We start from the raw sequence: 21,898 nt of genomic DNA, 5'->3' as shown, positions 1-21,898 counted from the left end.
CGCGCGCAGGGAGGCAGTGTGAGAATACGCGTACTCGGTGCCGCAGCAGGCGGTGGATTTCCGCAGTGGAACTGCAATTGCCCCAACTGCGACGGGTTGCGCAAAGGGACCATCCGTGCGCAGGCGAGGACGCAGTCGTCCATCGTCGTGTCCGGCGACAACGAACATTGGGTCCTGTTCAACGCGTCTCCCGACGTGCTGCAACAGATCCGCAGTTTCCCCGAATTGCAGCCGGCGCGCGCGCTGCGCGACACCGCGATCGCGGCGATCGTGCTGATCGATGCGCAGATCGACCACACCACCGGGCTCTACATGCTGCGCGAGCATCGGCAGCCGTGGCCGGTATGGTGTACGTCGGGCGTGCGTGAAGATCTGTCGGTGGGCAATCCCGTGTTCGGCGTGCTCGGCCACTATGCCGGCATCGACTGGCGCGAGGTGCCGTTGGCCGGTGCGTTCGCCATCGACGGTTGCCCGGGGCTGGGCTTCGAGGCGCTGGCGCTGATCAGCAATGCACCGCCTTATTCGCCGCACCGCGACCGTCCGCAGCCGGGCGACAACATCGGTGTCAGCCTGATCGATGCGGCAAGCGCCAAGCGCGTGTTCTATGCGCCCGGGCTGGGGCAGATGGAACCGCACGTGTGGGCCGCGATGCAGCAGGCAGACTGCGTGCTGGTCGATGGCACCTTGTGGACCGATGACGAGATGATCCGCCTCGGCGCCTCGCCCAAGACCTCGCGCGCCATGGGTCACCTGCCGCAGTCGGGCGCGGGCGGGCTGCTCGAATGGCTCGACCAGCTGCCGGCGACGACGCGCAAAGTGCTGATCCACATCAACAACACCAACCCAATACTCGACGAAGACAGCCCGCAGCGCGCCGAACTGACTGCGCGCGGCATCGAGGTCGCCTTCGACGGCATGGAGATCGAGCTGTGAACACCTTTCAAACCGCGAACACCATCGAACATATCGCCGACCTCACCGTCACCCCGCAGGAGGCGCCGTGGAGCAAGGAGGTGTTCGAGGGCATGCTGCGCGAGAAAGGCACCAGCTACCACATCTACCACCCCTTCCACGTGATGATGGCCGAGGGCAAGCTCACCCGCGAGCAACTGCAGGGCTGGGTGGCGAACCGCTTCTACTATCAGATCGCGATTCCGGTGAAGGATGCGGCGATCCTGTCGAACTGCCCGGACCGCGAGATCCGCCGCGAATGGATCCAGCGCATTCTCGACCACGACGGCTGCGAGATCGGCGGCATTCACGATGCGGGCGGCATCGAGGCCTGGATCCGGCTCGGCGAAGCGGTCGGTCTGAGCCGCGACGACGTGACCTCGCTGCGCTACCTGGCGCCGGCGGCACGCTTCGCGGTCGATGCCTACATCAACTTCGCCCGCCAGCGCCCGTGGCAGGAGGCGGTGGCATCGAGCCTCACCGAGCTGTTCGCACCGCACATCCATCAGCAGCGCATCGACACCTGGCCCACGCAATACCCCTGGGTCGATAGCGCCGGGCTGCAGTACTTCAAGAACCGGCTGACCCAGGCGCGGCGCGACGTGGCCCACGGCCTGCGCTTCACGCTCGATTACTTCAGCCAGAGCCGGGCGATGCAGCAGCGCGCGCTCGACATCCTGCAGTTCAAGCTCGACGTGCTGTGGGCGCTGGCCGACGCGATCATGCTCAGCCAGTGCGAGATCGAGATCAAGGGGCCGCGCGTGCGTACAGGGTCGGCGCAATGAATGCGGTGCCCGAGATCCGCCCCGAGATGCAGCCCAGGGTGTCGCGAAAGTTCCGCCTGCAGTGGGAAGACGCCCAGCAGGCCTGGGTGCTGCTTTACCCCGAGGGCATGGTCAAGCTCAACCAGAGCGCGGGCGAGATCCTGAAGCGTTGCGACGGCGTGCGGTCGGTGGACGCGGTGGTGGCCGATCTGGAGCAGGCCTTCGGCGCCACCGGCCTGCAGGCCGACGTCATCGCCTTTCTGGCCATGGCAAGACAACAGCATTGGGTCGAGGTCTGACATGAACGCGCCTGCTCCGGTTTCGGCACAGCCCGGCCCGCCACTGTGGCTGCTGGCCGAGGTCACCTACCGCTGTCCGCTGCACTGCGTGTTCTGCTACAACCCGGTCGATTTTGCCCATATCCCCGACGAACTCTCCACCGACGACTGGCTGCGCGTGCTGCGCGAGGCGCGGGCGGCGGGCAGCGTGCAGTGCGGCTTTTCCGGCGGCGAGCCGCTGCTGCGCGACGATCTCGAGGTGCTGGTGGCTGAAGCGCACCGGCTGGGCTTCTACACCAATCTGCTGACCTCGGGGGTCGGGCTCACCGCGACCCGCGCCGCCGCGCTGAAACAGGCGGGGCTGGACCACATCCAGCTGTCGTTCCAGGACTCGACCCGCGAACTCAACGATTTCCTGTCCCACACCCGCACCTTCGAACTGAAGCAGCGGGTGGCCGCCATCATCAAGGACAACGACTGGCCGATGGTGATGAACTGCGTGATCCACCGGCTCAATATCGACTACATCGGCGAGATCATCGACATGGCGGTGGCGCTCGATGCCGAGTACCTCGAGCTGGCGAACAGCCAGTACTACTCGTGGGCGCTGTTGAACCGCGACCAGCTGCTGCCGTCGCGCGAGCAGATCGAACGCGCCGAACGCGTCACCAACGAGCGCCGCGAGCGTTATGGCGATCGCATCCGGATATTCTTCGTGGTGCCGGACTACTACGAGAACCGTCCCAAGAAGTGCATGAACGGCTGGGGCAACGTGTTCCTGACCATCACCCCGGACGGCACCGCCTTGCCCTGTCACACGGCGCGGATGCTGCCGGGGCTGAACTTCCCCAACGTGCGCGATATGGACGTGAAGCGCATCTGGTTCGAGTCCGAAGGCTTCAACCGTTACCGTGGCCATGGCTGGATGAAGGAGCCGTGCCAGAGCTGTCCGGAGAAGGAAAAGGATCACGGCGGTTGCCGCTGCCAGGCCTACATGCTGACCGGCGATGCGGCCGCGGCCGACCCGGTGTGCGACAAGTCGCCGCGCCACGACGTGGTGATGGCGGCCGTTGCGCGTGCGCAGGGCGGCGAAGTCGTCGCCCGTGATATACCATTGGTGTTCCGTACGCCCGAGGAGTCGCGCCGCAGACCGGTGCTGGCGAGCGCGCCGTCGGCGGAGCCCGTGCACGAGCCCAAGTAGGGTGATGATTAGCTCCCTCCCCTTGAAGGGGAGGGAGCCCACCAGCAGGCTTCATCAAGGGCCGAGCGGGCACGGAATAAGAGCGCTATGCGACCCTCGGGCGCACAGCGAACAAGAACGGAGGAGAGCACCATGAAGTCGTTTCTGAGAGCCGGCCTGGCGCTCGTCGCGCTGCTATGCGTCGCGGCCGCGCCCGTTGGTGCTGCCGAACCGCCGGCGCTGCGGGTAGGCGTGCTGCAGTTCGGCACCGTCAGCTGGGAACTCGAGGTGATGCAGAAGGGCGGGTTCGCCGAGCGCGAGGGCGTGCGTATCGAGGTCGTCCCGCTCGCCCTGAAGGATGCGGCCAATATCGCCATGCTCGGTGATGCGGTCGATATCGTGGTCAATGACTGGATCTGGGTCGCGCGTCAGCGTGCCGAGGGGCAGGACTTCACCTTCGTGCCGTATTCGCTGGCGGTGGGCGGGGTGATGGTGCGTCCCGACGCCGGGGTGAAGCAGTTCTCCGACCTGAAGGGCAAGCGCCTGGGCGTGGCCGGCGGGCCGCTCGACAAGAGCTGGCTGCTGCTGCGCGCCTATGCCCGCCGTACCGTGGGTGCGGACGCCGCAGACTGGCTGGAACCCAGTTTCGTTGCGCCGCCGCTGCTCAACGAACTGATGCTGCGCGGCGAGCTGCCGGCGGGGCTGAACTTCTGGCATTACAGTGCGCGCCTGCAGGCCGCCGGCATGGTGCCCTTGCTGAGCATGAGCGAGATTCTGGGCACGCTCGGCGTGCACAGCGAACTGCCGCTGGTGGGCTGGGTCTTTCGCGAACAGTGGGCGGCGAAGAATCCGGAGGCGATCCGCGGCTTCCTGCGCGCATCGGCCGCGGCCAAGCAGCACATGCGTGAATCGGACGAGGTGTGGACCACGCTGCGGCCGATGATGAAGATCACCGACGATGCCACCTTCATTGCGCTGCGCGACGGCTTTCGTGCCGGAATTCCGGCGGCGACGATGGGCGAGGCCGAGCAGGTCGCGCGCCAGGTGTTCGATATCCTCGCCGCCGAGGGTGGGCCGGCCCTGGTCGGCAAGGCCGGAACGCTCGCCGAAGGCACCTTCTGGGCCGGGGGCAAGGATCGGTGACCGGCAAGGTTCAGCGCGCCGGCCATGACACCGCTGCACTACGCCTGGCCGCGGCACCTGCGGGGCCGCGCTTGAGGCGGTTCTGGCATGGAGGCGACGCGGGCGTGCGCCTCGCGTCCTTGCTCGTGTTCGTGGTGTTGTGGCATGTGCTCGCGGTCGTGCTGCAGAGCAATTCGCTGCCGCTGCCGCTGACGGTGTTTGGCCGTGTCGTCGACGAGACCGTGTCGCTGGCGATGCCGTATCACCTCGGCATCACCCTGTCGCGGGTGGTGATCAGCTTCAGCGCCGCGATGGTGATCGGAACCGTAATCGGCATCGCCATGGGGCACTGGCGCAAGCTCGATCTGTTTCTCGACGGCTGGCTGGTGCTCGGACTCAACGTGCCCGCGCTGGTCACGATCATCCTGTGTTACGTGTGGTTCGGCCTCAACGACACGGCCGCGATCATCGCGGTGGCGATCAACAAGATCCCCACCGTGATCGTCACCGTGCGCGAGGGCGCGCGCGCGATCGATCCGCGCCTGATGCAGGTCGCCCACGCCTACCGCCTGCCACGCTGGCGGACGCTGTCGCGGGTGTATCTGCCCCAGCTCTATCCCTATCTGATGGCGGCCGCGCGCACCGGGCTGTCGCTGATCTGGAAGATCGTGCTGGTGGTGGAGCTGCTCGGTCGCAGCAACGGCATCGGGTTCCAGCTCAATGTCTTCTTCCAGTTCTTCGACATCGCCGGGATTCTCGCCTACACCCTGGTGTTTGCCGCCATCGTGCTGGTGGTCGAGGCCTTTGTGCTGCGCCCGCTGGAGCGCCGGCTGACGCGGTGGAGGGGCTGAACGATGCTGGATATCGACATCGCGCGCAAATGCTATCCGGATCGCGGCGGGCGCTCGCACGTCGCGCTGGCCGACCTGAGGCTGCAGCTCCAGCCGGGTGAGTTCGTCTGCGTGGTCGGTCCCTCGGGCTGCGGCAAGAGCACCTTGCTCAACGTCGTCGGCGGACTCGACCACGAGGTCGAGGGGCGCGTCACCCTCGATGGTCAACCACCACGGGACGGCATCGGCTTCATGTTCCAGGAGCCGCGTCTGATGCCGTGGCTGACCGTGCTCGACAACGTGCTGCTGGTGGCGGGCGACGACCCGAGCGCGCCCGCGCGGGCGCGCGAGCTGCTGCAGGCGATGGAGCTCGGCGACGTGTTCGATGCCTATCCCGGGCGGCTGTCCGGTGGCATGCAGCGCCGGGTGGCGCTGGCCCGGGCCTTTGTCATCGAACCCCGACTGCTGCTGATGGACGAACCCTTCGTGTCGCTCGATGCGCCCACCGCCGACCGCCTGCGGGCGATGCTGGTCAATCTGTGGCGTCGGTGCAGTTCGACCGTATTGTTCGTGACCCATGATCTGCGCGAGGCGCTGGCACTCGGCGATCGGGTGTGTTTCATGTCCGGCGCGCCGGGCAGGGTGGTACTCGAGTGGTCGACCGGGCTTACCGGTCAGCGCTCGCCGAACGACGCCAGCGTGGTCGCCCTGCAGCGGGAGCTGCTGGAGCGCTATCCGGAGTTGCTCGCCGGGCTGCCGGATCACGCCGGCAACACGGACGACAGGGAGGTGGGTGCGGATGCATGACCAAGCGGGCGTGGCACAGTGGTCGCTGCAGGTAGAGGATGTACGCAAGTCCTACGGACCGCGCGAAGCGCTCAAGGGCGTCAGCCTGGCGGTGGCGCCGGGCGAGTTCGTCGCCTTGCTGGGGCCGAACGGCGCAGGCAAGAGCACGCTGTTCCAGTTGCTGACCGGGTTGTTCAACGCCGACGGCGGCATCGTGCGCGTGTGCGGCCACGACATGCGGCGCGAGCCGGTACGCGCACTCGGCCGCATCGGTGTGGTGTTCCAGCAGATGACCCTGGATCTCGACCTGAGCGTGGAGGCGAATCTGGTTTTTCACGCGCGCCTGCATGGCATCGGCGGACGCGAGGCCAGGCTGCGCATCGCCGACGCGCTGCGGCGACTGGGTCTCGCCGAGCGCGCGCGCGACCGGGTGCGCGAACTCTCCGGCGGCAATCGGCGCAAGGTCGAGCTGGCCCGTGCGCTGGTGCATAAACCCTCGGTGCTGCTGATGGATGAGGCCACCGTGGGGCTCGACCCCGCATCACGCCGGCAGTTGCTGGAAGAAGTGTTGGCGCTGCGCGAGCAGGGCGTCGGCATCCTGTGGGCGTCGCATCTGGTGGACGAGGCCGAGGTGGCCGACCGTGTCATCGTGCTGCACAAGGGGAAGATTCTTGCCGAAGGGACGCCGCAGACGCTGGTGACTGCATCCGCGACTGCTACGCTGGCGGAGGCCTTTCTGCAGATGACCGGCGGTGGCGAACCCTCGGCAGGACCACCGCAGTAGTTGACGCAGTAGGTAAAATAAATAACCAACAGGAGACGACCAATATGCGACTGAATTCGCTCAGTGCGGCACTTGCCGCCACTGTGTTGCTATCCCTGCCGATGACCGCCGCGTACGCCAAGGGTACCGGCCAGATCTTCGTCAGCAGCGAGAACGACAACGCAGTGACCGTGCTCGATGGCAAGACCTACGCGGTCGTGAAGACCATCCCCACCGGCGAGCGGCCGCGCGACATGAGGTTCAGCACCGACGGCGAGAAGCTGTTCGTGGTCGCGAGCAATTCCGGACGCGTCGACGTGATCGACATCGCCAAGCTGGCGGTGGAGCGTTCGATCGAGGTCGGCGAAGATCCGGAGATGTTCGCCTTCAGCCCGGACAGCAAGCGCTTCTATGTCTCCATGGAAGAAGATGCCAAGGTCTCGGTGATCGATGTTGCGGCCGGCAAGGCGGTGGCCGAGATCGAGGTCGGCGAGGAGCCCGAAGGCGTCATGATGAGCCCGGACGGCAAGCGCCTGTACGTGACCTCGGAGGTCGCCAACATGGTGCATGTGATCGATACCGCGACCAACGAGATCACCGCCAACATCGTGGTCGGCAACCGGCCGCGCCGCTTTGCCGCCACCCCCGACAGCAGCGAGATCTGGGTCACCAACGAACTCGGCGGGTCGGTCACCGTCATCGATGCCGGCAAGAACGAGATCAAGGGTACGGTGCCGTTCACGCCCAAAGGCTTCCGTGCCGACGACGTGACCCCGGTCGGCATCACCATGACCCGCGACGGCAAGACGGCCTACGTCACCCTCGGGCGCGCCAATCACGTCGCGGTGGTCGATGTGGCCAGCCGCAAGGTCAGGGAGTATGTCCTGGTCGGACAGCGCGCCTGGGGCGTCACCCTCAGTCGTGACGAAAGCAGGCTGTTCGTGGTGAACGGGCTGTCGGACGACCTGTCCATCGTCGATACGAAGTCCAACAAAGTCTTGCGTTCGGTGCCGGTCGGGCGCGTGCCTTACGCCGCGTTGATCGACGACTGATGCATACGCCGCTTGCGCGACCCATGGGCCCTTTATTTACCCGGCAATTGATGACGTGAAGTCAGTGTCGGCACCTTATTCCTCCCCCTTCAAGGGGGAGGGAGTAGTTGCCACCTCCAGGGAATTCCTCGTGACTCTATTGAATCTGCTCCGCCAGGCCTTGGCCATCGTTGCCGTGCTATTGGTCAGCCTTCCTGCGGCGGCCGAAACCATCCGCTTTGCCTTTCTCGAGCTCGACAAGGATGTGCGCTATGACGAGAAGCGGAGCTTTTATCGGACCCTGTCGCAGCCGTTCGGCCAGCCCTTTGCCGGCGCCGAGGTGGCGATGCGGGAAGCGCGCTTCGTCGGCCAGGCGCTCAAGCTCGAGTTCGCGCTCGAGCGGGTGAAGGGCGCCGACGCCGCGGCGCTGCTGGCGCAGGTGAACACGCTGCAGGCCGGTGGAGTGCGCTATTTCCTGGTCGATGCGCCAGCCGTGGTCGTGGCCGAACTGGCCAAGGCAACCCGCGGCAAGGAAATGCTGCTGTTCAACGTGTCGGCCGCGGACGACGTGCTGCGCCAGGAACAGTGCCAGCCGCATCTGTTCCACACCTTGCCCAACCATGCCATGCAGACCGACGCGATGGCGCAGTACCTGGTGTCGCGCAAATGGCGTTCGGTGCTGCTGCTCGAAGGGCCGCTGGCGGCCGACAAGCTGCTGAGCGCGGCCTTCGAGGCCTCGGCAAAACGCTTCGGCCTCAAGATCGTGGACAAGCGCGGCTTCGTGCTCAGCAACGACCCGCGCCAGCGTGATCAGGGCAATCCCTTGCTGCTGACCGGCGGGTCCGATCACGATGTGGTGTTCGTCGCCGACAGCGAAGGCGAGTTTGCCCGTGGCCTGCCGTATCGAACCGTGCGCCCGCGCCCGGTGGTCGGCAGCGAGGGGTTGGTTGCCGAAGGCTGGCACTGGGCCTGGGAGCGTCACGGTGCGCCGCAACTGTCGAGCCGGATGCAGAAACAGGCCGGGCGCCAGCCGTCGAGCCCCGACTGGGCGGCGTGGATTGCGATCAAGTCGGTGGTCGAGGCCGTGGTGCGCACCAATAACGCACCATTCGCAAAACTCGTGAGTTACCTCGGCGGCGACGAGATCACGATCGATGGCTTCAAGGGCAACCGGCTTGGCTTCCGTTCCTGGGACCGGCAGTTGCGCCAACCGATCCTGCTCGCCACCCACAACGCGGTGATCGAGCGCGCGCCGATCCAGGGTTTCCTGCATCAGCAGAACAACATGGATACGCTGGGTTTCGATCAGCGCGACAGCCGCTGCAAACCCTGAACCCATCGGTCGCACCGGAGCCCCTCATGAAATTGCGCCATGCGCTCCTCGCCCTGCAGGCCGTCACCAGCCGCGAAGTGGCCAAGTTCGTCCGCCAGGGCGGCCGTTTTGCCTCGGCCCTGGTGCGTCCGCTGCTGTGGCTGGTGGTGTTTGCCGCCGGCTTCCAGAATGTGTTCGGGGTCTCGATCATCCCGCCCTACGACACCTACATTCCATATCAGACCTACATCGTGCCCGGCCTGCTCGGCATGGTGCTGCTGTTCAACGGCATGCAGTCGTCGCTGGCGATGGTATATGACCGCGAGATGGGGGTGATGCGTCTGCTTCTCACCGCGCCCTTGCCGCGCTCCTACCTGCTGTTCGCCAAGTTGTTGGCGGGCACGTTGCTATCGGTGCTGCAGGCCTACGTGTTCCTCGCCATCGCGGTGCTATTCGACGTCGGGGTGCCATGGTCGGGCTGGCTCTATGCACTGCCGGTGCTGGTGCTGTCGGGGATGATGCTCGGTGCACTCGGCCTGCTGCTGTCGGTCCATGTGAAACAGCTCGAGAACTTCGCCGGCACCATGAACTTCGTCATCTTCCCGATGTTCTTCGTGTCGCCGGCGCTGTATCCGCTGTGGAAGCTCGAAGAGTCCGGCGCCACCGTGATCCACTTCATCGCCGCCTGGAACCCGTTCACCCACGCCGTGGAAGCGACCCGTTTTGCGCTCTACGGGCAATGGGCACCGCAGTCGCTGGCGATCGTCATCGGCTGCCTGGCGGGCTTCTTCCTGCTTGCCGCATGGGGCTACGATCCGCAGCGCGGGATCGTCAAGCGCGCCGGGAAACCGGGCGGGGGCTGATCGGGCGCCATCCGCAGCCCGGCGTGGCGTGTTACGGTGAGCACCTGCCCATTGTGGAGAAATGACCCATGAGTGTCCTCGTTCTCGGCCTTGTCCTGTTCCTCGCCGTGCATTCCCTGTCCATCGTCAACGAGCCGTGGCGCAACCGCATGGTCGCGAAAATGGGGGAATGGCCGTGGAAGGGCGTGTACTCCGTGGTCGCGATCGCCGGCTTCATCCTCATCGTGCGCGGCTACGAACTCGCCCGCCTCGATCCGGTGATGCTCTACCTGCCGCCCGCATGGCTGCGCCATCTGGCGATGCTGCTCCTTGTTCCGGTGTTCCCGCTGCTGCTTGCGGCCTACCTGCCGGGACGAATCCGCACCGCCACCCGGCATCCGATGCTGCTTGCCACCAAGCTGTGGGCGCTGGCCCACCTGCTCGCCAACGGCATGCTGGCGGACGTGGTGCTGTTCGGCGCCTTCCTCGCCTGGGCGGTGGCGGACCGCATCTCGATGAAGCGCCGCAGCCAGCGCCCGATCCCGGCCGCACCGGCATCCCGGGCCAACGACGTCATTGCCGTGGTCGGCGGCCTCGCGCTCTATGTCGCTTTCGTGCTGTGGCTGCACAGCTGGCTGATCGGGATCTCGCCAATGGGGCGCTGACCTATGACGTCGGCCACTTCCGGCTGGTTTCGGCTCAGGGCGCAGCGCTGAAGTTGGCGGACGCCTTCGCGGCGAGCAGGCGCCACAGGTGCGCGGCGAGCAAGGCGCGCCACGGCGAGAACTCGGCCAGCCAGGACTTTGCCCGCTCTTCGCCGATCTTCTCGTCGGAGCCGAATAGCGCCTGCATCGCTCTGCGCACGGCGACGTCGCCATGGAGCGAACCGTCCAGCCAGCCGAAACCTCGCAGCAAGGTGTAGCTCACCGTCCACGGACCGATGCCGCGCACGGCGAGGAGGCGTTGCTGGATTTCGTCCACCGGCAGGGTATGCAGCCACGCATCGAGCGGGAGCGCGTGGTCGGTAACCAGTCGCGATACGGTGAGCAGGGTGGCGGCCTTGCTTGCCGAGAATCCGAGCCGGCGCAGGGCTTCTGCGTCGAATTCGGCGATATCCCGGGCTTGCGGATAGCACAGCAGTCCGTCGGAATGGCGCGCCGCGCTGGCAAGAATCAGCCTGCGCCGGATGGAAACCGCGGCCCCGACGCTGATCTGCTGGCCGATGATGGCCCAGCTCAATGCCTCGTAAGGGGTCGTGGCGAGCGGTACGCGCAATCCACGCTGGCTTGCGATCAGCGTGCCGACTTCGGGGTGGTCGAGCAGACCCTCCTCGAATGCTTCGACGCGCTGATCCAGGCCGAGGATGCGGCGGACCATGGTAGCGAGCCGTGCCTCGTCATCGGCAGACGCCACCCCGTCAATGGCGAGTTCCGCGTCGGCCTGCCCCGATTCAAAGCGAATGCTCAAACAAGCCGGCGCATCGTTCCATCGCAGGCCCTTGTGCAGCGCGGTCGCGCTTACCCGTTCCGCAACTTCCGCCGGGTCGCGGCGATGGAAGGCGAGGATGTCTTCCGGTCGAAACGCCGTCGGCAGCGCGAAGGAGCAGGACAGTCGCGTGCTCACGGCAAGGATGCGCCGAAGTCGGCTGACGGCGTTGGCCGCGCGTTGCCGGCGCCCCGGCGACAATCAGCCGGCATGGCGACCCTGGACCCCGGACAGTGAGGTCGAACGCCGGCGTTCATGCGTGGGCCTCGCGCTCCAGCAGCGCACGCTTGCGTTCGACACCCCAGCGGTATCCGGACAGCGCGCCATCGGTGCGCACCACCCGGTGGCAGGGGATGGCGACCGCGAGCGCATTGGCGGCACATGCCCGGGCGACCGCGCGCACCGACGTGGGCGATCCGATGCGGCGGGCGATCTCCGTATAGCTCGCCGTCGTTCCGGGCGGAATTTCGGCCAGGGCCTTCCACACCCGCTGCTGGAATGCCGTGCCGCGAACGTCGAGCGGGAGCTCGAGCCCCAGTCTGGGCGACTCGACGAAGCCGACGACCGTGGCGACCCATTCCTCGAACTCGGCATTGCCGCCGATGAGGTCGGCCTTCGGGAAGCGGTCCTGAAGATCCCGGGCCAGGGCGTCGGGATCGTCTCCCATCAGGATCGCGCACACCCCGCGTTCGCTCGCGGCGACCAGGATCGAACCCAGCGAGCATTCGCCCACCGCGAACCGGATCACGGTGTTGGCACCACCGGTGCGGTAGTTCTTCGGGGTCATGCCGAGGCGTCCGTTCGACTGTTCGTAGAAGCGGCTGCTGGAACCGTAGCCTGCCTGGTAGATGGCCTCGGTGACGGTGCCGCTGTGCTCGAGTTCGCCTCGCATCTTCCGGGCGCGATGGGCGGTCGCATAGGCTTTGGGCGTCACCCCGGTGACCGCCTTGAACACCCGATGCAGGTGCGAGGCGCTCATCTGCGCCATGCGGGCCAGTTGCTCCAGCCCCGGCGCCGGTTCGGCGTGCTCGATGTGGCGGCACAGGCCGGCGATCAGGGCAGCATGAACCTCGGCCAAGGGCGCTTGATCGGGCTTGCACCGCTTGCATGGACGGAAACCCGCGTGCTCGGCCGCAGCGGTCGTCGGAAAGAAACGGACGTGCTCCGGTCTTGGCGTACGGGCGCCGCAGGACGGGCGGCAGTAGACCCCCGTGGTGCTGACCGAATAGAAGAACTGGCCGTCGGCCACGGCGTCGTGCGCCACGACCGCTGCCCAGCGCGGGTCGGCAATCGTGTTGGCTGCGATTTCGGCTTTGGTGGACATTTGATCGTTCTCTCGGCGTGTTCGACAGGTCCCACTTTAACGATCACGACCCCGCCCCACACTCCGGGTCTTGCTTTTGAATTCGTGCTGCACTGTACGCCGGGCCGCGGCGTCGCGGCAATCCGGCGGGCGGGCACCAACCCCCCGTGCGCAAGAAAATTCTGGCCGGTGATGCGGGCATGGTATTTGATGAAGTACGGGCGAGATCCGACCCACGACTTGCGCCAGCCGTTTCGCGATCGCGCGCGGAGTGCGACGTCCGCGCGTCCGACCTGTTTTCACCTGAGCCGACGAGGCCCGAATGTCCGAACCCGCGAACAGCCAGTACGATCTGATCACGCGCTGGCAATTCAATGCCCCGATCGATGCCGTGTGGGAGGCGATCATGGATGCCGAGGGGTGGCCCGCCTGGTGGACCGGGGTCGAGCGGGTCGACACCCTCACGCGCGGCGACATCAACGGGGTCGGCGCTCGCCGGCGTTATGTGTGCAAGAGCGTGTTGCCCTTCCGTCTGAGCTTCGTCACCCGGGTGACGCGGGTCGAGCCCTTGTGTCTGATCGAGGGCCGGGTCGAGGGCGAACTCGAAGGCGTCGGCTGCTGCTACCTTGGTCGCGACGGGGGCTTGACCACCGTGCGCTACGAATGGCACGTGCGTACCACGCGGCCGTGGATGAACGCGCTTGCCCCGCTGTTGAAGCCCCTGTTCCGCTGGAATCACGACGCCATCATGCGCGCCGGCGGCATTGGTCTCAGCCGACATCTCGGCACCGGCGCGGGGGCGGAAATTGCCAGACCGTCCTGAGCACGGCGTCGGGGCGCGCCCCCGGGTCGTATTGACGGGCGCCTCACCGGCGATGGCCTGCACTTCGTCACCGGCCGCTGCTGCCGTAGGGCCGAGTCAGGATCTCCAGCAGATGGCCGTCCGGATCCTCGAAATACACCCCGCGGCCCCCATCGCCATGGTTGATCTGGCCCGATCGCGACTTTCCCGGATCGGCCCAGAACGGAAGGCCGCGTTCGCGAATCCGCCCGAAGATCTGGTCGAACTCCGCTTCGCCGATCAGGAAGGCGTAGTGCTGGGGGACGATCCCGGCGTCGGTATCGAGAAAGTCGAGGCTGACGCCGTTGTCGACCTCGACCACCAGGAACGGACCGAAACGACCCGGCGCGGGGAGGCCGAGGATGTCGGTCAGAAACGCGGCCGACGCCTGGCTGTCGCGGGCATGCACGATGGTGTGATTGAGCTCGACGGTCATCGCGGGGATCCTCGGGGCAGCGTCGTCAGGGGCGAGGTGGCGATCGGCATGGCAGCGGAAATCGAAACCGGTCCTCGCCGCGCGGCGAGAACCGGCATGTGCGCTCGCTGTCAGGGTCAGCGCAGGCCGACGATCATGCTGAGCGCGAGGGTCAGGATGACGAGCAGGGCGGCCCATGCAATGACGCCGGTGGTGAGCACGAAGGTGCCCATCAGGTGCGCCTTGCTCGGGTCCTCGAGTTTGAACAGCGGCGGCACGCCGTGGTAGATCAGCGCGGCCGAGGCGACCCATGCGAGCGCCACCACCGCGACGTTGACCCACAGGAAGGGGGCCAGCAGCGCGAGCGGCGCGAGCCACAGCGGCGTCGGCGCGATCGCGGCCAGCATGAAGGTATCTTCGTAGCGCGGGGTGATATCCACGACCTCTCCCATCTGCTGGATCATCGAGGCCATGAAGGGAACCATCACCAACTGGGTGAGGTAAAGCGTGATCATGACCGCAATTGCTTCGCCCATCGTCATCTGCGGCACGAGTTCCGGGAACACCGCGCCCGGCGTGACCATGCTCGAATACATGAACATCACCGGCGGAATCAGCGACATCGGCATCACGTACAGGGTGAAGAGCCGCATCACCGACGGATGGATGCGAATCAACTCAGGCCACCCTTCGGTGTAGGAGTACAGCATCTTCGGCAGATTGTGCAGCGTCATATCGACCTCCTTGCGCGCCGGAAACTCCGCGGCTCGCTTCGTCAGGATGAGCAGGTGCCGGATCACCGCCTGAACCCGGGGCGGCCACTTCACTGGGGCGCCACCCCGTCGCGAAACACGGGGATCCGGCACTTGGGTGGACAGCCTTCCTGCGCGCAGGTGCCCGAAGCGGTGCAAAAACTTGTCCGGACCGCAGCGGGCGCCCAGGCTGCGCCGGTTCCAGCGGACCGGTGTCGGCGGCATCGCCGTGCCGTCGATCGCGCACCCGTGCCGGTCGGGAGCGGAATGCGGGCGCGCGAGCCTGCCCCGAGCGGGAATCATCTGCCGCCGCGGCAGTCGACCCTCATTCCAGACCTCGTCGTGCGGGCGGAACCGATCGCCGGCGGATGGAGCAGTGGATCGCGCCCGATGCGGTCTCGTCGCGGAACCGGAGAATGCAGGCTTGAGACGCACCACCAAATTGATCGCCGGAATCGGGTTGACGATCGTGCTGCTGCTTGCGGCAGCGCTGATCTTCATCGCCACGGCCGACTGGAATCGGCTCAAGCCCACCCTGAACGAGCGCGTCTCCGGTGCGCTCGGCAGGCCCTTTGCCATCAACGGCGAGCTGACGGTCGACTGGCGGCGCGATGCCGACACGGCGGGCTGGCGCCGGCTGGTGCCGTGGATGCATGTAGGCGCGACCGACCTCAGACTCGGCAATCCGGGCTGGGCCACAGCACCCGAGTTCGCCGTGTTCGAACGGGTCGATCTGCGCCTCGCGCTGTTGCCGCTGCTCCGGCGCGAGGTCCTCATCCCGCGCATCGATGTGCGCCAACCGGCACTTGCGCTCGAACGGCTCGCCGACGGGCGCGCGAACTGGGTTTTCGACCAGGACGACGAGCCCGAGGCCATGCGCTGGAAACTGGATATCGGCGAAATCGCCTTTGACCGCGGCCGCCTTGCCGTTGCCGACGCGATCGGCCGGATCCAGCTGGAGGCCACGATCGAGCCGTTGGGAGCGTCGATTCCGTTCAGCGACATCATGGGCAAGGACGGTGCGGCGCCGACCGAGGGGGCAACCGGGACGCCTGAGTCGGTGCCGCTGGAGTACGTATTCGGATGGCAGGCAAAGGGGCGCTATCGGGACGAGGCCTTCACCGGCAGCGGCCGGATCGGCGGCCTGCTCGCGGTGCATGACCCGAGCCGTCCGTTTCCCCTGCAGGCCGACCTGAAGATCGGCAGCACCCGCATCGCCGTGGTCGGCACCCTGACCGATCTGCGCAATCTCGCCGCCCTCGACTTGCAGCTGCGTCTGAGCGGCGCCAATCTGGCCGATCTCTATCCGCTGACCGGGCTGACCCTGCCCGACTCCTCGGCCTATTCCACCGACGGCCGCCTCAGCGCGGCACTGCGCAAACCGGAAGGGGCGGTCTATCACTACCGCGACTTCAACGGCCGCATCGGCGACAGCGACGTCCGTGGCAGCCTGAGCTACACGGACGCCGAGCCACGGCCGCTCCTCAAGGGCGAAGTCAGCTCGCAACTGCTGCGTTTTGCCGATCTGGCGCCACTGATCGGGGCGGACTACGACGCACCACGCGCGGGCCGCCCCCGCCAGCCGCCGGACCGCGTGCTGCCGGTGAGCCCGTTCCGTACCGAGCGTTGGCGCGACATGGATGCCGACGTGCGCCTGAGCGGGAAGCAGCTCGACCGTGGCGATGAACTGCCCTTCTCCGACATGCAGACGCAGCTCTTGCTCACCGATGGCGAACTCCGGCTCGATCCCTTGCGCGTCGGCGTCGCCGGCGGCAGTCTGGAGGGCATGGTGGTGCTGGACGGGCGCAAGAAGCAGATGCGGGGGCATGCCCGCCTCAAGGCCCGGCGACTCGGCTTGAAGAAGCTCTTTCCCGGCTTCGAACCGATGCAGACGAGTCTGGGCGAAGCCAACGGCGAGGTAGATCTGCGCGGCACCGGGAACTCCATCGCCGCGCTGCTCGGCAGCGCCGACGGCGAGATGCGGCTGATCGTCAACGACGGGACCATCAGCCGCGGCCTGATGGAGATCGCCGGGCTCAACGTCGGCAGCTATCTGGTCACCCAGATCTTCGGCGACGAAGAGGTGAGGATCAACTGTGCGGTGGCCGACTTCGGGGTCGAGGCCGGGCTGATGAACCCGCGCGTGTTCCTGTTCGACACCGAGAACGCCCGTGTCGACATCGGCGGCACGGCGGGCCTCGCCGACGAACGCCTGGACCTCGACGTACGCACCCGATCCAAGGGTATGCGCATCTTTTCGCTGCGTTCGCCGCTGTATGTGCGCGGCACCTTCAAGGATCCCGACGCTGGCGTGCAGGCCGGGCCGTTGTTGGCGCGCGGGGCAGGGATGGTGGCGCTGGGTGCGGTCATGGCGCCGATTGCCGGACTGCTCGCACTGGTCAGTCCGAGCTCCGATCGCCCCAATCCATGCATCCCGCTGCTGGAGCAACTGCGCACCGAGAAGCGCTGAGCGGGCGCCGAGGTCCGCCCCGCTGCACCGGCGACCACCGCGGTACGACGCGCCCCGGGCGCTCGCCAACTGCCACGTGACCGCAACGCACGCTCTCCTTGTATCTATGTCTTAAGTACTAGAATGAACAATACGAGTGGGGTCTTTGCGAGAAGGTGAATCCGATGGGCGAGCCTGGCGCTCCAGTAATACCGGACTTTCGCGCGCTGTTCGAAGGTGCCCCGGACCGCTATCTCGTGCTCGATCCCGACTTGGTCATCATCGCGGTCAGCGCGGCGTACGCCCGGGCCACGATGACCCGGCGCGAGGACATTCTCGGCCGGGACATCTTCGACGTCTTTCCGGACAATCCGGACGACCCGGCGGCAGATGGCGTGCACAACCTGCGCGCATCCCTCGGCCGGGTGCTGCGCACGGCAGTGCCGGACGCGATGCCGGTGCAGAAGTACGACATCAGGGTTGCAGAGGGCGAGGCCGGGGGCAAAGGCGGCCGCTTCGAGGAACGTTACTGGAGTCCGCTCAACACCCCGGTACTGGGGCCGGACGGCAAGGTGATCTACATCATCCACCGGGTCGAGGACGTGACCGAACTCGTGCACGCCAGGCGGCAGGGGCAGGAGGAGCACCGGCTCAACGCGGCGCTGCGCGAGCGAACGGAGCGGATGGAAACGGAGATCTTCGAGCGCTCCCGCGAGGTCGCCGCGACCAGCGCAGCGTTGAAGCTCGCCAACGAGGAGCTGGCCCGCCTGCACAAGGACACCGACACCCGGCTGCAACGCCTCGAAGTGAGCTTTCGTGCCACCTTCGAACAGGCCGCGGTCGGCATCGCCCACGTCGCTCCGGACGGACGCTGGTTGCGGGTCAATCAGAAGCTGTGCGACATCCTCGGCTATTCGCGTGCTGCGCTGTCGCAGCTCACCATTCAGGACATCACCTGCCCCGACGATCTCAACGCCGTCCCCCGCATCACGCTTGCCTTGCCGGAAAAAGTGCTGTCCGGGGAACTGCTGACCTACACCACCGAGACGCGCTTCGTCCATCGCGAGGGGCGGTTCGTGTGGATCAGCCTGACCGTATCGCTGGTGCGCGACGAGGGGGATGAGCCGGACTATTTCATCGCCGTCATCGAGAACATCCAGCGCCGCAAGGAGGCCGAGCTGGCGCTGGCCGAAGAGCGCGAAGTGTTCCGCAGTCTGACCGAAATCGCCTCGGACTACTTCTGGGAACTGGACGAACAGTTCCGCTTCAAGGCCATTTCCCGAACCATCATGGAGCGCTCCGGTCTCGATTTCGAGCACTACCTCGGCAAGAAGCGCTGGGAGATTCCGTCCTTCGGCATCTCGGCCGAGGGCTGGGCGCAACACCGCGCCACGCTGGAAGCCCACCTGCCTTTTCGCAACTTCGAGCTGGGCATCTTCAACATCAGCGGTGAGCCGCGCTGGTTCCTGATCAGCGGCGATCCGGTGTTCTCGCGCACCGGCGAGTTCAAGGGCTACCGCGGAACAACGCGGGACATCACCGAGCGCAAGCACGCCGAGGATCACCTCAGGCTGCAGGCGATGGTGTTCAACGGCGTCCAGGAAGGCATCGTCATCACCGACGCGAAGGGCTGCGTGGTGGATGCGAATCCGGCTTTCGTGCGCAGCACGGAATACCCCCTGGAGGAAATGCGCGGCTGGAACATGCGCTTCGTGCAGTCCGGGCGGCAGGACCGGTCGTTCTACCAGCAGATGTGGCGATCGATTCGCGAAACCGGCAACTGGCAGGGCGAGATCTGGAACCGTCGCAGGAGCGGCGACATCTACCTCGAATGGATCAGCATCAGTGCCGTTCATGACGACACCGGCAAGGTGACCAACTATGTCGGCATCGCCGTCGACCTCAGCCGGATGCACCACCCGCAGAGCGAGCTGGAAAGGATGGCGCACCACGATGCGCTGACCAATCTTCCCAACCGCCTGCTGCTCATGTCCCGCCTGGAACACGCCATCGAGCGCTTCAAGCGCTACGGCGGGGTCGGCGCAGTCCTGTTCATCGACCTCGATCGCTTCAAGCCGGTCAACGACACCCTCGGGCACAAGGCCGGCGACGAGCTGCTGCAAACCGTGGCCGAGCGCCTGAAGGCGCGCCTGCGCGACATCGACACCCTGGCCCGCTTCGGCGGCGACGAATTCGTGGTCGTCCTCGAAGAGATCCCCGACCCCCATGCCGCCGCCGCCGTCGCAGTGGATCTCATCGACCAGCTGAATATCCCCTTCAAACTTTCCTGCGGGGGCACGGTACACATCGGCGGCAGCGTCGGTATCACCGTGTTCCCCGACGACGGAGAGTGTCCAGCGCAGCTCATCGAGCAAGCCGACCAGGCGCTGTACGACGCCAAGAGTGCAGGGCGGGGGCGGTACCGGTTCTTCACCCAGCCCAACGCGCCGTTCGGGCATTGAGTCCGCGCCGATGGTGGGTACGGGGGCGACATCCGGTCATCGCACGCTGGAGCACTGAGTAGTGGGCCGAAGGCAGCGGCCTTCCGGGTCACTCGATCAGTGCGTTGGTCCATGCGTAGCGAAACATCTCCAGCGCGTTGTTCAGTCCGGTCTTCTGCCGGATCGCGGTCTGGTAGTTGGCGACGGTCTTGGCGCTGACGCAAAGCCGCGCGGCAATCTCGTCGACCGCCAGTCCCTGCGCGAGCATCGTGAACACGTGGAATTCCCGCGGCGACAGCACCTGATGGGGCGCCTGGCTGTCGTTTCCGGCTTCGCCCAAGGCGCGCTTGGCTTCCTCCGACAACGGCTGCCCGCCTGCGCCAAGGTCGAGCACTGCTGCGATCAGCGCATCCGGGGCACTGCTCTTGGTCAGATAGCCGTCGGCACCCGCCTGCATGGCTTGACTGACCGTCGCCGGCGCGCCATGCATGCTGAAGACGAGAACCTTCAGTGTCGGCACTCGGGCTTTGAGCCGCCGCAGGGTTTCGAGACCGCCGCGCCCGGGCATGGAAAGGTCGAGAATGAGAATGTCGGCATGATTGGCGCTCAGCCAGGTGTATGTCGTTTCGCAGTCGGCGAATTCGGCTACGACGCTGACATTCGGCTCCAGTTCCAGCAGCCGCCGGTATCCGGTGCGCACCACGGCGTGATCGTCGGCAATTGCCACGCGCAAGCTGGTCATTCGACTGTCCTCGCGTACGTCATTGCCGATGCGCGGTCGGCTCGCTCGCGTGCCGCTTCCGGCCACGGAAAGCGTGCCTGAAGGCATAGCCCCCGCGGCCCTCCCGCCGGGCCTCGATCGAGCATTTCCAGTTCGCCTCCGTGGGCCCAGACCCGCTCACGGATGCCGGCCAGGCCATTGCCCTGCTGCAAGGCCTCGGAGTAGGAGGCAATGCCGGTGCCGTCGTCGCACACCGACCACTGCACGCCCTCCCCGAGGCGAGCGGTGAGGGCGACTGCCACCGTTTTCGCGCCGGCGTGGCGGGCGACGTTGGTGAGCGCCTCCTGCGTCATGCGGTACAGGTTCAACGCCAGACCTTGGGGGATATCGTTGCCGTCAAGGTCCACGGCCAGCTGGTAGTGGATGGTTTGTCCCGGGCGCTGGCGCCAGCTCTGGACCAGGGTTTCGATCAGGTCGCAGATCGGAACCGATCCGCGGCTTCTTTCGTCGCACGGCTTGCCAAGCCAGCCAAGCAGATTGCGTATGTCCTGCTGGACCCGGGCGCATTGCTGCTCCAACTCTGCCGCCACGGTGTGCAGCTCCGGCTGCTGCTCGGTCCGCCGCAGCAGATAGGTCGCATCCGCGCGCATCGCGGTGAGCGATTGGCCGAATTCGTCGTGCAATTCGCGGGCGATGTGGGCGCGCTCGTCTTCCTGCAGGGTCAGCACCTTGAGGCTGAGCAGGCGTCGCTCCTCCTGGGTCTGCCCCAGCGCTGCCGCCAAGTGGTTGAGGGCACGGGCGATCACATCGAGTTCGCGGATGCGCAGGGCGGGCAGGCGTGCCCCATAGTCCTGGCGCTCGAAGGCGGCAATGGTGTCGAGGATCTGGCGCAGTGGCGCAAAGGCGTGCCGCACCGCCCAGTACAGGGCCGCCAGCAGGCTGAGGCTATAGAGCAGCAGGACCCCGGTGACGCCGAGGATTTCGTCGAACGCCTCTCGTTGCTCGCTGAACGGATGCGTGGTCAAGGTCACGCGAAACGTGCGGCCATCGGCACGCTCCAGCAGCCAGGCCGATTCCTCCGCCGCGTGCGGGCGCGCAAACAGGCCCAGCAGCCACAGAAAGGGTCGCATTGCCGGCGGGGAAAGTTCCTCCGCCACGGATTGTGCCAGCACTTCTCCGCTTCTATCATCCTCGAGCCGGAACTGGAGATGACGCAAGCGGCCCAAGCGGCCCGCTTCGCGCAAAGCCTCGATCCGCTCCGCGAGCGCATTGTCCGGCGCGTTCTGCAAGGCGGCGAGCTGGCTGCTCAGGAGTGCGAGCTGCCCGGCACCCTGCCCTTCGCGGCGGACATCGGATTGAGCCCGCCACACCGCGAGGAGCAGGACGCAGAGCAGACAGGCGAGCGAAATCGCCGCCGCGCGGCGCAATAGTACGTAGGTCAGTTCCATGTGGGCAGTATCACATCAGCCGGGGGGTTCGCGCACCGGATCAAAGTCGGGAATTTTTCCTATGGAAGACGACGCGAGGCATACGTACCCTGCTCCGTGCCATGTATCCGGCGGGATTTCGGCACACGCGAGTTGCAGCTGCGTCGAAGACCGCCAGAACGATCAACTGATCCATACCAGAAAA

Annotated in this window: 21 protein-coding genes; 15 read left to right on the top strand and 6 right to left on the bottom strand. The window is 66.3% G+C overall.

The window, feature by feature from the left end; genetic code table 11:
* Positions 1-18 precede the first annotated feature (18 nt).
* From pqqB to AC3A35_RS07935, 12 genes are all read left to right on the top strand, one after another.
* Positions 19-933 (top strand): pyrroloquinoline quinone biosynthesis protein PqqB, encoded by a 915-nt coding sequence (gene pqqB / locus AC3A35_RS07990; RefSeq protein ID WP_487435508.1) that lies wholly within the window; start codon positions 19-21, stop codon positions 931-933.
* A gap of 23 nt (positions 934-956) precedes the next feature.
* Positions 957-1,736 (top strand): pyrroloquinoline-quinone synthase PqqC, encoded by a 780-nt coding sequence (pqqC, locus tag AC3A35_RS07985; RefSeq protein WP_487435801.1) that lies wholly within the window; start codon positions 957-959, stop codon positions 1,734-1,736.
* Positions 1,733-2,014 (top strand): pyrroloquinoline quinone biosynthesis peptide chaperone PqqD, encoded by a 282-nt coding sequence (gene pqqD / locus AC3A35_RS07980; RefSeq protein WP_487435507.1) that lies wholly within the window; start codon positions 1,733-1,735, stop codon positions 2,012-2,014. The genes pqqC and pqqD overlap by 4 nt, the downstream gene beginning before the upstream one ends.
* A gap of 1 nt (position 2,015) precedes the next feature.
* Complete coding sequence (gene pqqE / locus AC3A35_RS07975; protein ID WP_487435506.1) at positions 2,016-3,194, top strand: pyrroloquinoline quinone biosynthesis protein PqqE; 1,179 nt, start codon at positions 2,016-2,018, stop codon at positions 3,192-3,194.
* 132 nt (positions 3,195-3,326) lie between these two features.
* Positions 3,327-4,316, top strand: coding sequence for an ABC transporter substrate-binding protein (locus tag AC3A35_RS07970; RefSeq protein WP_487435505.1), 990 nt, complete (start codon positions 3,327-3,329; stop codon positions 4,314-4,316).
* Entirely contained in the window at positions 4,313-5,146 is an 834-nt protein-coding gene (locus tag AC3A35_RS07965) for an ABC transporter permease (protein WP_487435504.1), read from the top strand. Before AC3A35_RS07970 ends, AC3A35_RS07965 begins: the two co-directional genes overlap by 4 nt.
* 3 nt (positions 5,147-5,149) lie before the next feature.
* On the top strand, positions 5,150-5,932 hold the full coding sequence (locus AC3A35_RS07960) for an ABC transporter ATP-binding protein (RefSeq protein ID WP_487435503.1): 783 nt from the start codon (positions 5,150-5,152) through the stop codon (positions 5,930-5,932).
* On the top strand, positions 5,925-6,695 hold the full coding sequence (locus AC3A35_RS07955; protein WP_487435502.1) for an ABC transporter ATP-binding protein: 771 nt from the start codon (positions 5,925-5,927) through the stop codon (positions 6,693-6,695). Before AC3A35_RS07960 ends, AC3A35_RS07955 begins: the two co-directional genes overlap by 8 nt.
* Before the next feature lie 44 nt (positions 6,696-6,739).
* Positions 6,740-7,726, top strand: a complete 987-nt coding sequence (locus AC3A35_RS07950) for a PQQ-dependent catabolism-associated beta-propeller protein (protein ID WP_487435501.1) — start codon at positions 6,740-6,742, stop codon at positions 7,724-7,726.
* 130 nt (positions 7,727-7,856) lie between these two features.
* Complete coding sequence (locus AC3A35_RS07945; RefSeq protein WP_487435500.1) at positions 7,857-9,038, top strand: ABC transporter substrate-binding protein; 1,182 nt, start codon at positions 7,857-7,859, stop codon at positions 9,036-9,038.
* A gap of 26 nt (positions 9,039-9,064) precedes the next feature.
* On the top strand, positions 9,065-9,880 hold the full coding sequence (locus tag AC3A35_RS07940) for an ABC transporter permease (RefSeq protein WP_487435499.1): 816 nt from the start codon (positions 9,065-9,067) through the stop codon (positions 9,878-9,880).
* Positions 9,881-9,948: 68 nt separating this feature from the next.
* A complete protein-coding gene (locus AC3A35_RS07935) occupies positions 9,949-10,524 on the top strand; it encodes an NnrU family protein (RefSeq protein WP_487435498.1) in 576 nt (191 codons plus the stop codon).
* Between the two features lie 34 nt (positions 10,525-10,558).
* Here the strand turns inward: AC3A35_RS07935 and AC3A35_RS07930 are convergent, their stop codons facing one another.
* Entirely contained in the window at positions 10,559-11,482 is a 924-nt protein-coding gene (locus tag AC3A35_RS07930; RefSeq protein WP_487435497.1) for a DNA-3-methyladenine glycosylase family protein, read from the bottom strand.
* A 115-nt stretch (positions 11,483-11,597) separates the two neighbouring features.
* A complete protein-coding gene (ada, locus tag AC3A35_RS07925; protein WP_487435496.1) occupies positions 11,598-12,668 on the bottom strand; it encodes a bifunctional DNA-binding transcriptional regulator/O6-methylguanine-DNA methyltransferase Ada in 1,071 nt (356 codons plus the stop codon).
* Between the two features lie 301 nt (positions 12,669-12,969).
* On the opposite strand from ada, the gene AC3A35_RS07920 reads away from it, so the two are divergent.
* Positions 12,970-13,470, top strand: a complete 501-nt coding sequence (locus AC3A35_RS07920) for an SRPBCC family protein (RefSeq protein WP_487435495.1) — start codon at positions 12,970-12,972, stop codon at positions 13,468-13,470.
* Positions 13,471-13,537: 67 nt separating this feature from the next.
* On the opposite strand, the gene AC3A35_RS07915 is transcribed toward AC3A35_RS07920, so the two are convergent.
* Together AC3A35_RS07915 and AC3A35_RS07910 are read right to left on the bottom strand one after the other, a co-directional pair.
* The gene (locus AC3A35_RS07915) at positions 13,538-13,924 is read right to left on the bottom strand and encodes a VOC family protein (RefSeq protein ID WP_487435494.1); all 387 of its coding nucleotides are present in this window, start codon (positions 13,922-13,924) and stop codon (positions 13,538-13,540) included.
* A gap of 116 nt (positions 13,925-14,040) precedes the next feature.
* Complete coding sequence (locus tag AC3A35_RS07910; protein WP_487435800.1) at positions 14,041-15,156, bottom strand: Yip1 family protein; 1,116 nt, start codon at positions 15,154-15,156, stop codon at positions 14,041-14,043.
* Between AC3A35_RS07910 and AC3A35_RS07905 the strand changes: the two genes are divergently transcribed.
* Both AC3A35_RS07905 and AC3A35_RS07900 read left to right on the top strand, forming a co-directional pair.
* A complete protein-coding gene (locus AC3A35_RS07905) occupies positions 15,125-17,125 on the top strand; it encodes an AsmA family protein (protein WP_487435799.1) in 2,001 nt (666 codons plus the stop codon). The genes AC3A35_RS07910 and AC3A35_RS07905 overlap by 32 nt on opposite strands.
* Before the next feature lie 164 nt (positions 17,126-17,289).
* On the top strand, positions 17,290-19,566 hold the full coding sequence (locus tag AC3A35_RS07900; protein WP_487435493.1) for a sensor domain-containing protein: 2,277 nt from the start codon (positions 17,290-17,292) through the stop codon (positions 19,564-19,566).
* Between the two features lie 88 nt (positions 19,567-19,654).
* Here AC3A35_RS07900 and AC3A35_RS07895 read toward each other — a convergent pair whose 3' ends face one another.
* Together AC3A35_RS07895 and AC3A35_RS07890 are read right to left on the bottom strand one after the other, a co-directional pair.
* Positions 19,655-20,272, bottom strand: a complete 618-nt coding sequence (locus AC3A35_RS07895; protein WP_487435492.1) for a response regulator — start codon at positions 20,270-20,272, stop codon at positions 19,655-19,657.
* Positions 20,273-20,283: 11 nt separating this feature from the next.
* Positions 20,284-21,714, bottom strand: coding sequence for a HAMP domain-containing sensor histidine kinase (locus AC3A35_RS07890; RefSeq protein ID WP_487435491.1), 1,431 nt, complete (start codon positions 21,712-21,714; stop codon positions 20,284-20,286).
* Positions 21,715-21,898 lie beyond the last annotated feature (184 nt).

The sequence above is a fragment of the Azoarcus sp. Soil_N_20 genome (assembly GCF_057656155.1).
Note: the sequence above shows the minus strand (reverse complement) of the source record. Positions and strands in the feature narration are given on the sequence as shown.

Bases quoted from the DNA above. Each gene is read 5' to 3' on its own strand.
- AC3A35_RS07950 (WP_487435501.1), top strand. From the start codon at position 6,740: ATGCGACTGAATTCGCTCAGTGCGGCACTTGCCGCCACTGTGTTGCTA.
- AC3A35_RS07920 (WP_487435495.1), top strand. From the start codon at position 12,970: ATGTCCGAACCCGCGAACAGCCAGTACGATCTGATCACGCGCTGGCAA.
- AC3A35_RS07910 (WP_487435800.1), bottom strand. From the start codon at position 15,156: ATGAAGATCAGCGCTGCCGCAAGCAGCAGCACGATCGTCAACCCGATT.
- ada (WP_487435496.1), bottom strand. From the start codon at position 12,668: ATGTCCACCAAAGCCGAAATCGCAGCCAACACGATTGCCGACCCGCGC.
- AC3A35_RS07890 (WP_487435491.1), bottom strand. From the start codon at position 21,714: ATGGAACTGACCTACGTACTATTGCGCCGCGCGGCGGCGATTTCGCTC.
- AC3A35_RS07955 (WP_487435502.1), top strand. From the start codon at position 5,925: ATGCATGACCAAGCGGGCGTGGCACAGTGGTCGCTGCAGGTAGAGGAT.
- AC3A35_RS07935 (WP_487435498.1), top strand. From the start codon at position 9,949: ATGAGTGTCCTCGTTCTCGGCCTTGTCCTGTTCCTCGCCGTGCATTCC.
- AC3A35_RS07940 (WP_487435499.1), top strand. From the start codon at position 9,065: ATGAAATTGCGCCATGCGCTCCTCGCCCTGCAGGCCGTCACCAGCCGC.
- AC3A35_RS07970 (WP_487435505.1), top strand. From the start codon at position 3,327: ATGAAGTCGTTTCTGAGAGCCGGCCTGGCGCTCGTCGCGCTGCTATGC.
- AC3A35_RS07960 (WP_487435503.1), top strand. From the start codon at position 5,150: ATGCTGGATATCGACATCGCGCGCAAATGCTATCCGGATCGCGGCGGG.
- AC3A35_RS07915 (WP_487435494.1), bottom strand. From the start codon at position 13,924: ATGACCGTCGAGCTCAATCACACCATCGTGCATGCCCGCGACAGCCAG.
- pqqE (WP_487435506.1), top strand. From the start codon at position 2,016: ATGAACGCGCCTGCTCCGGTTTCGGCACAGCCCGGCCCGCCACTGTGG.
- AC3A35_RS07900 (WP_487435493.1), top strand. From the start codon at position 17,290: ATGGGCGAGCCTGGCGCTCCAGTAATACCGGACTTTCGCGCGCTGTTC.
- pqqD (WP_487435507.1), top strand. From the start codon at position 1,733: ATGAATGCGGTGCCCGAGATCCGCCCCGAGATGCAGCCCAGGGTGTCG.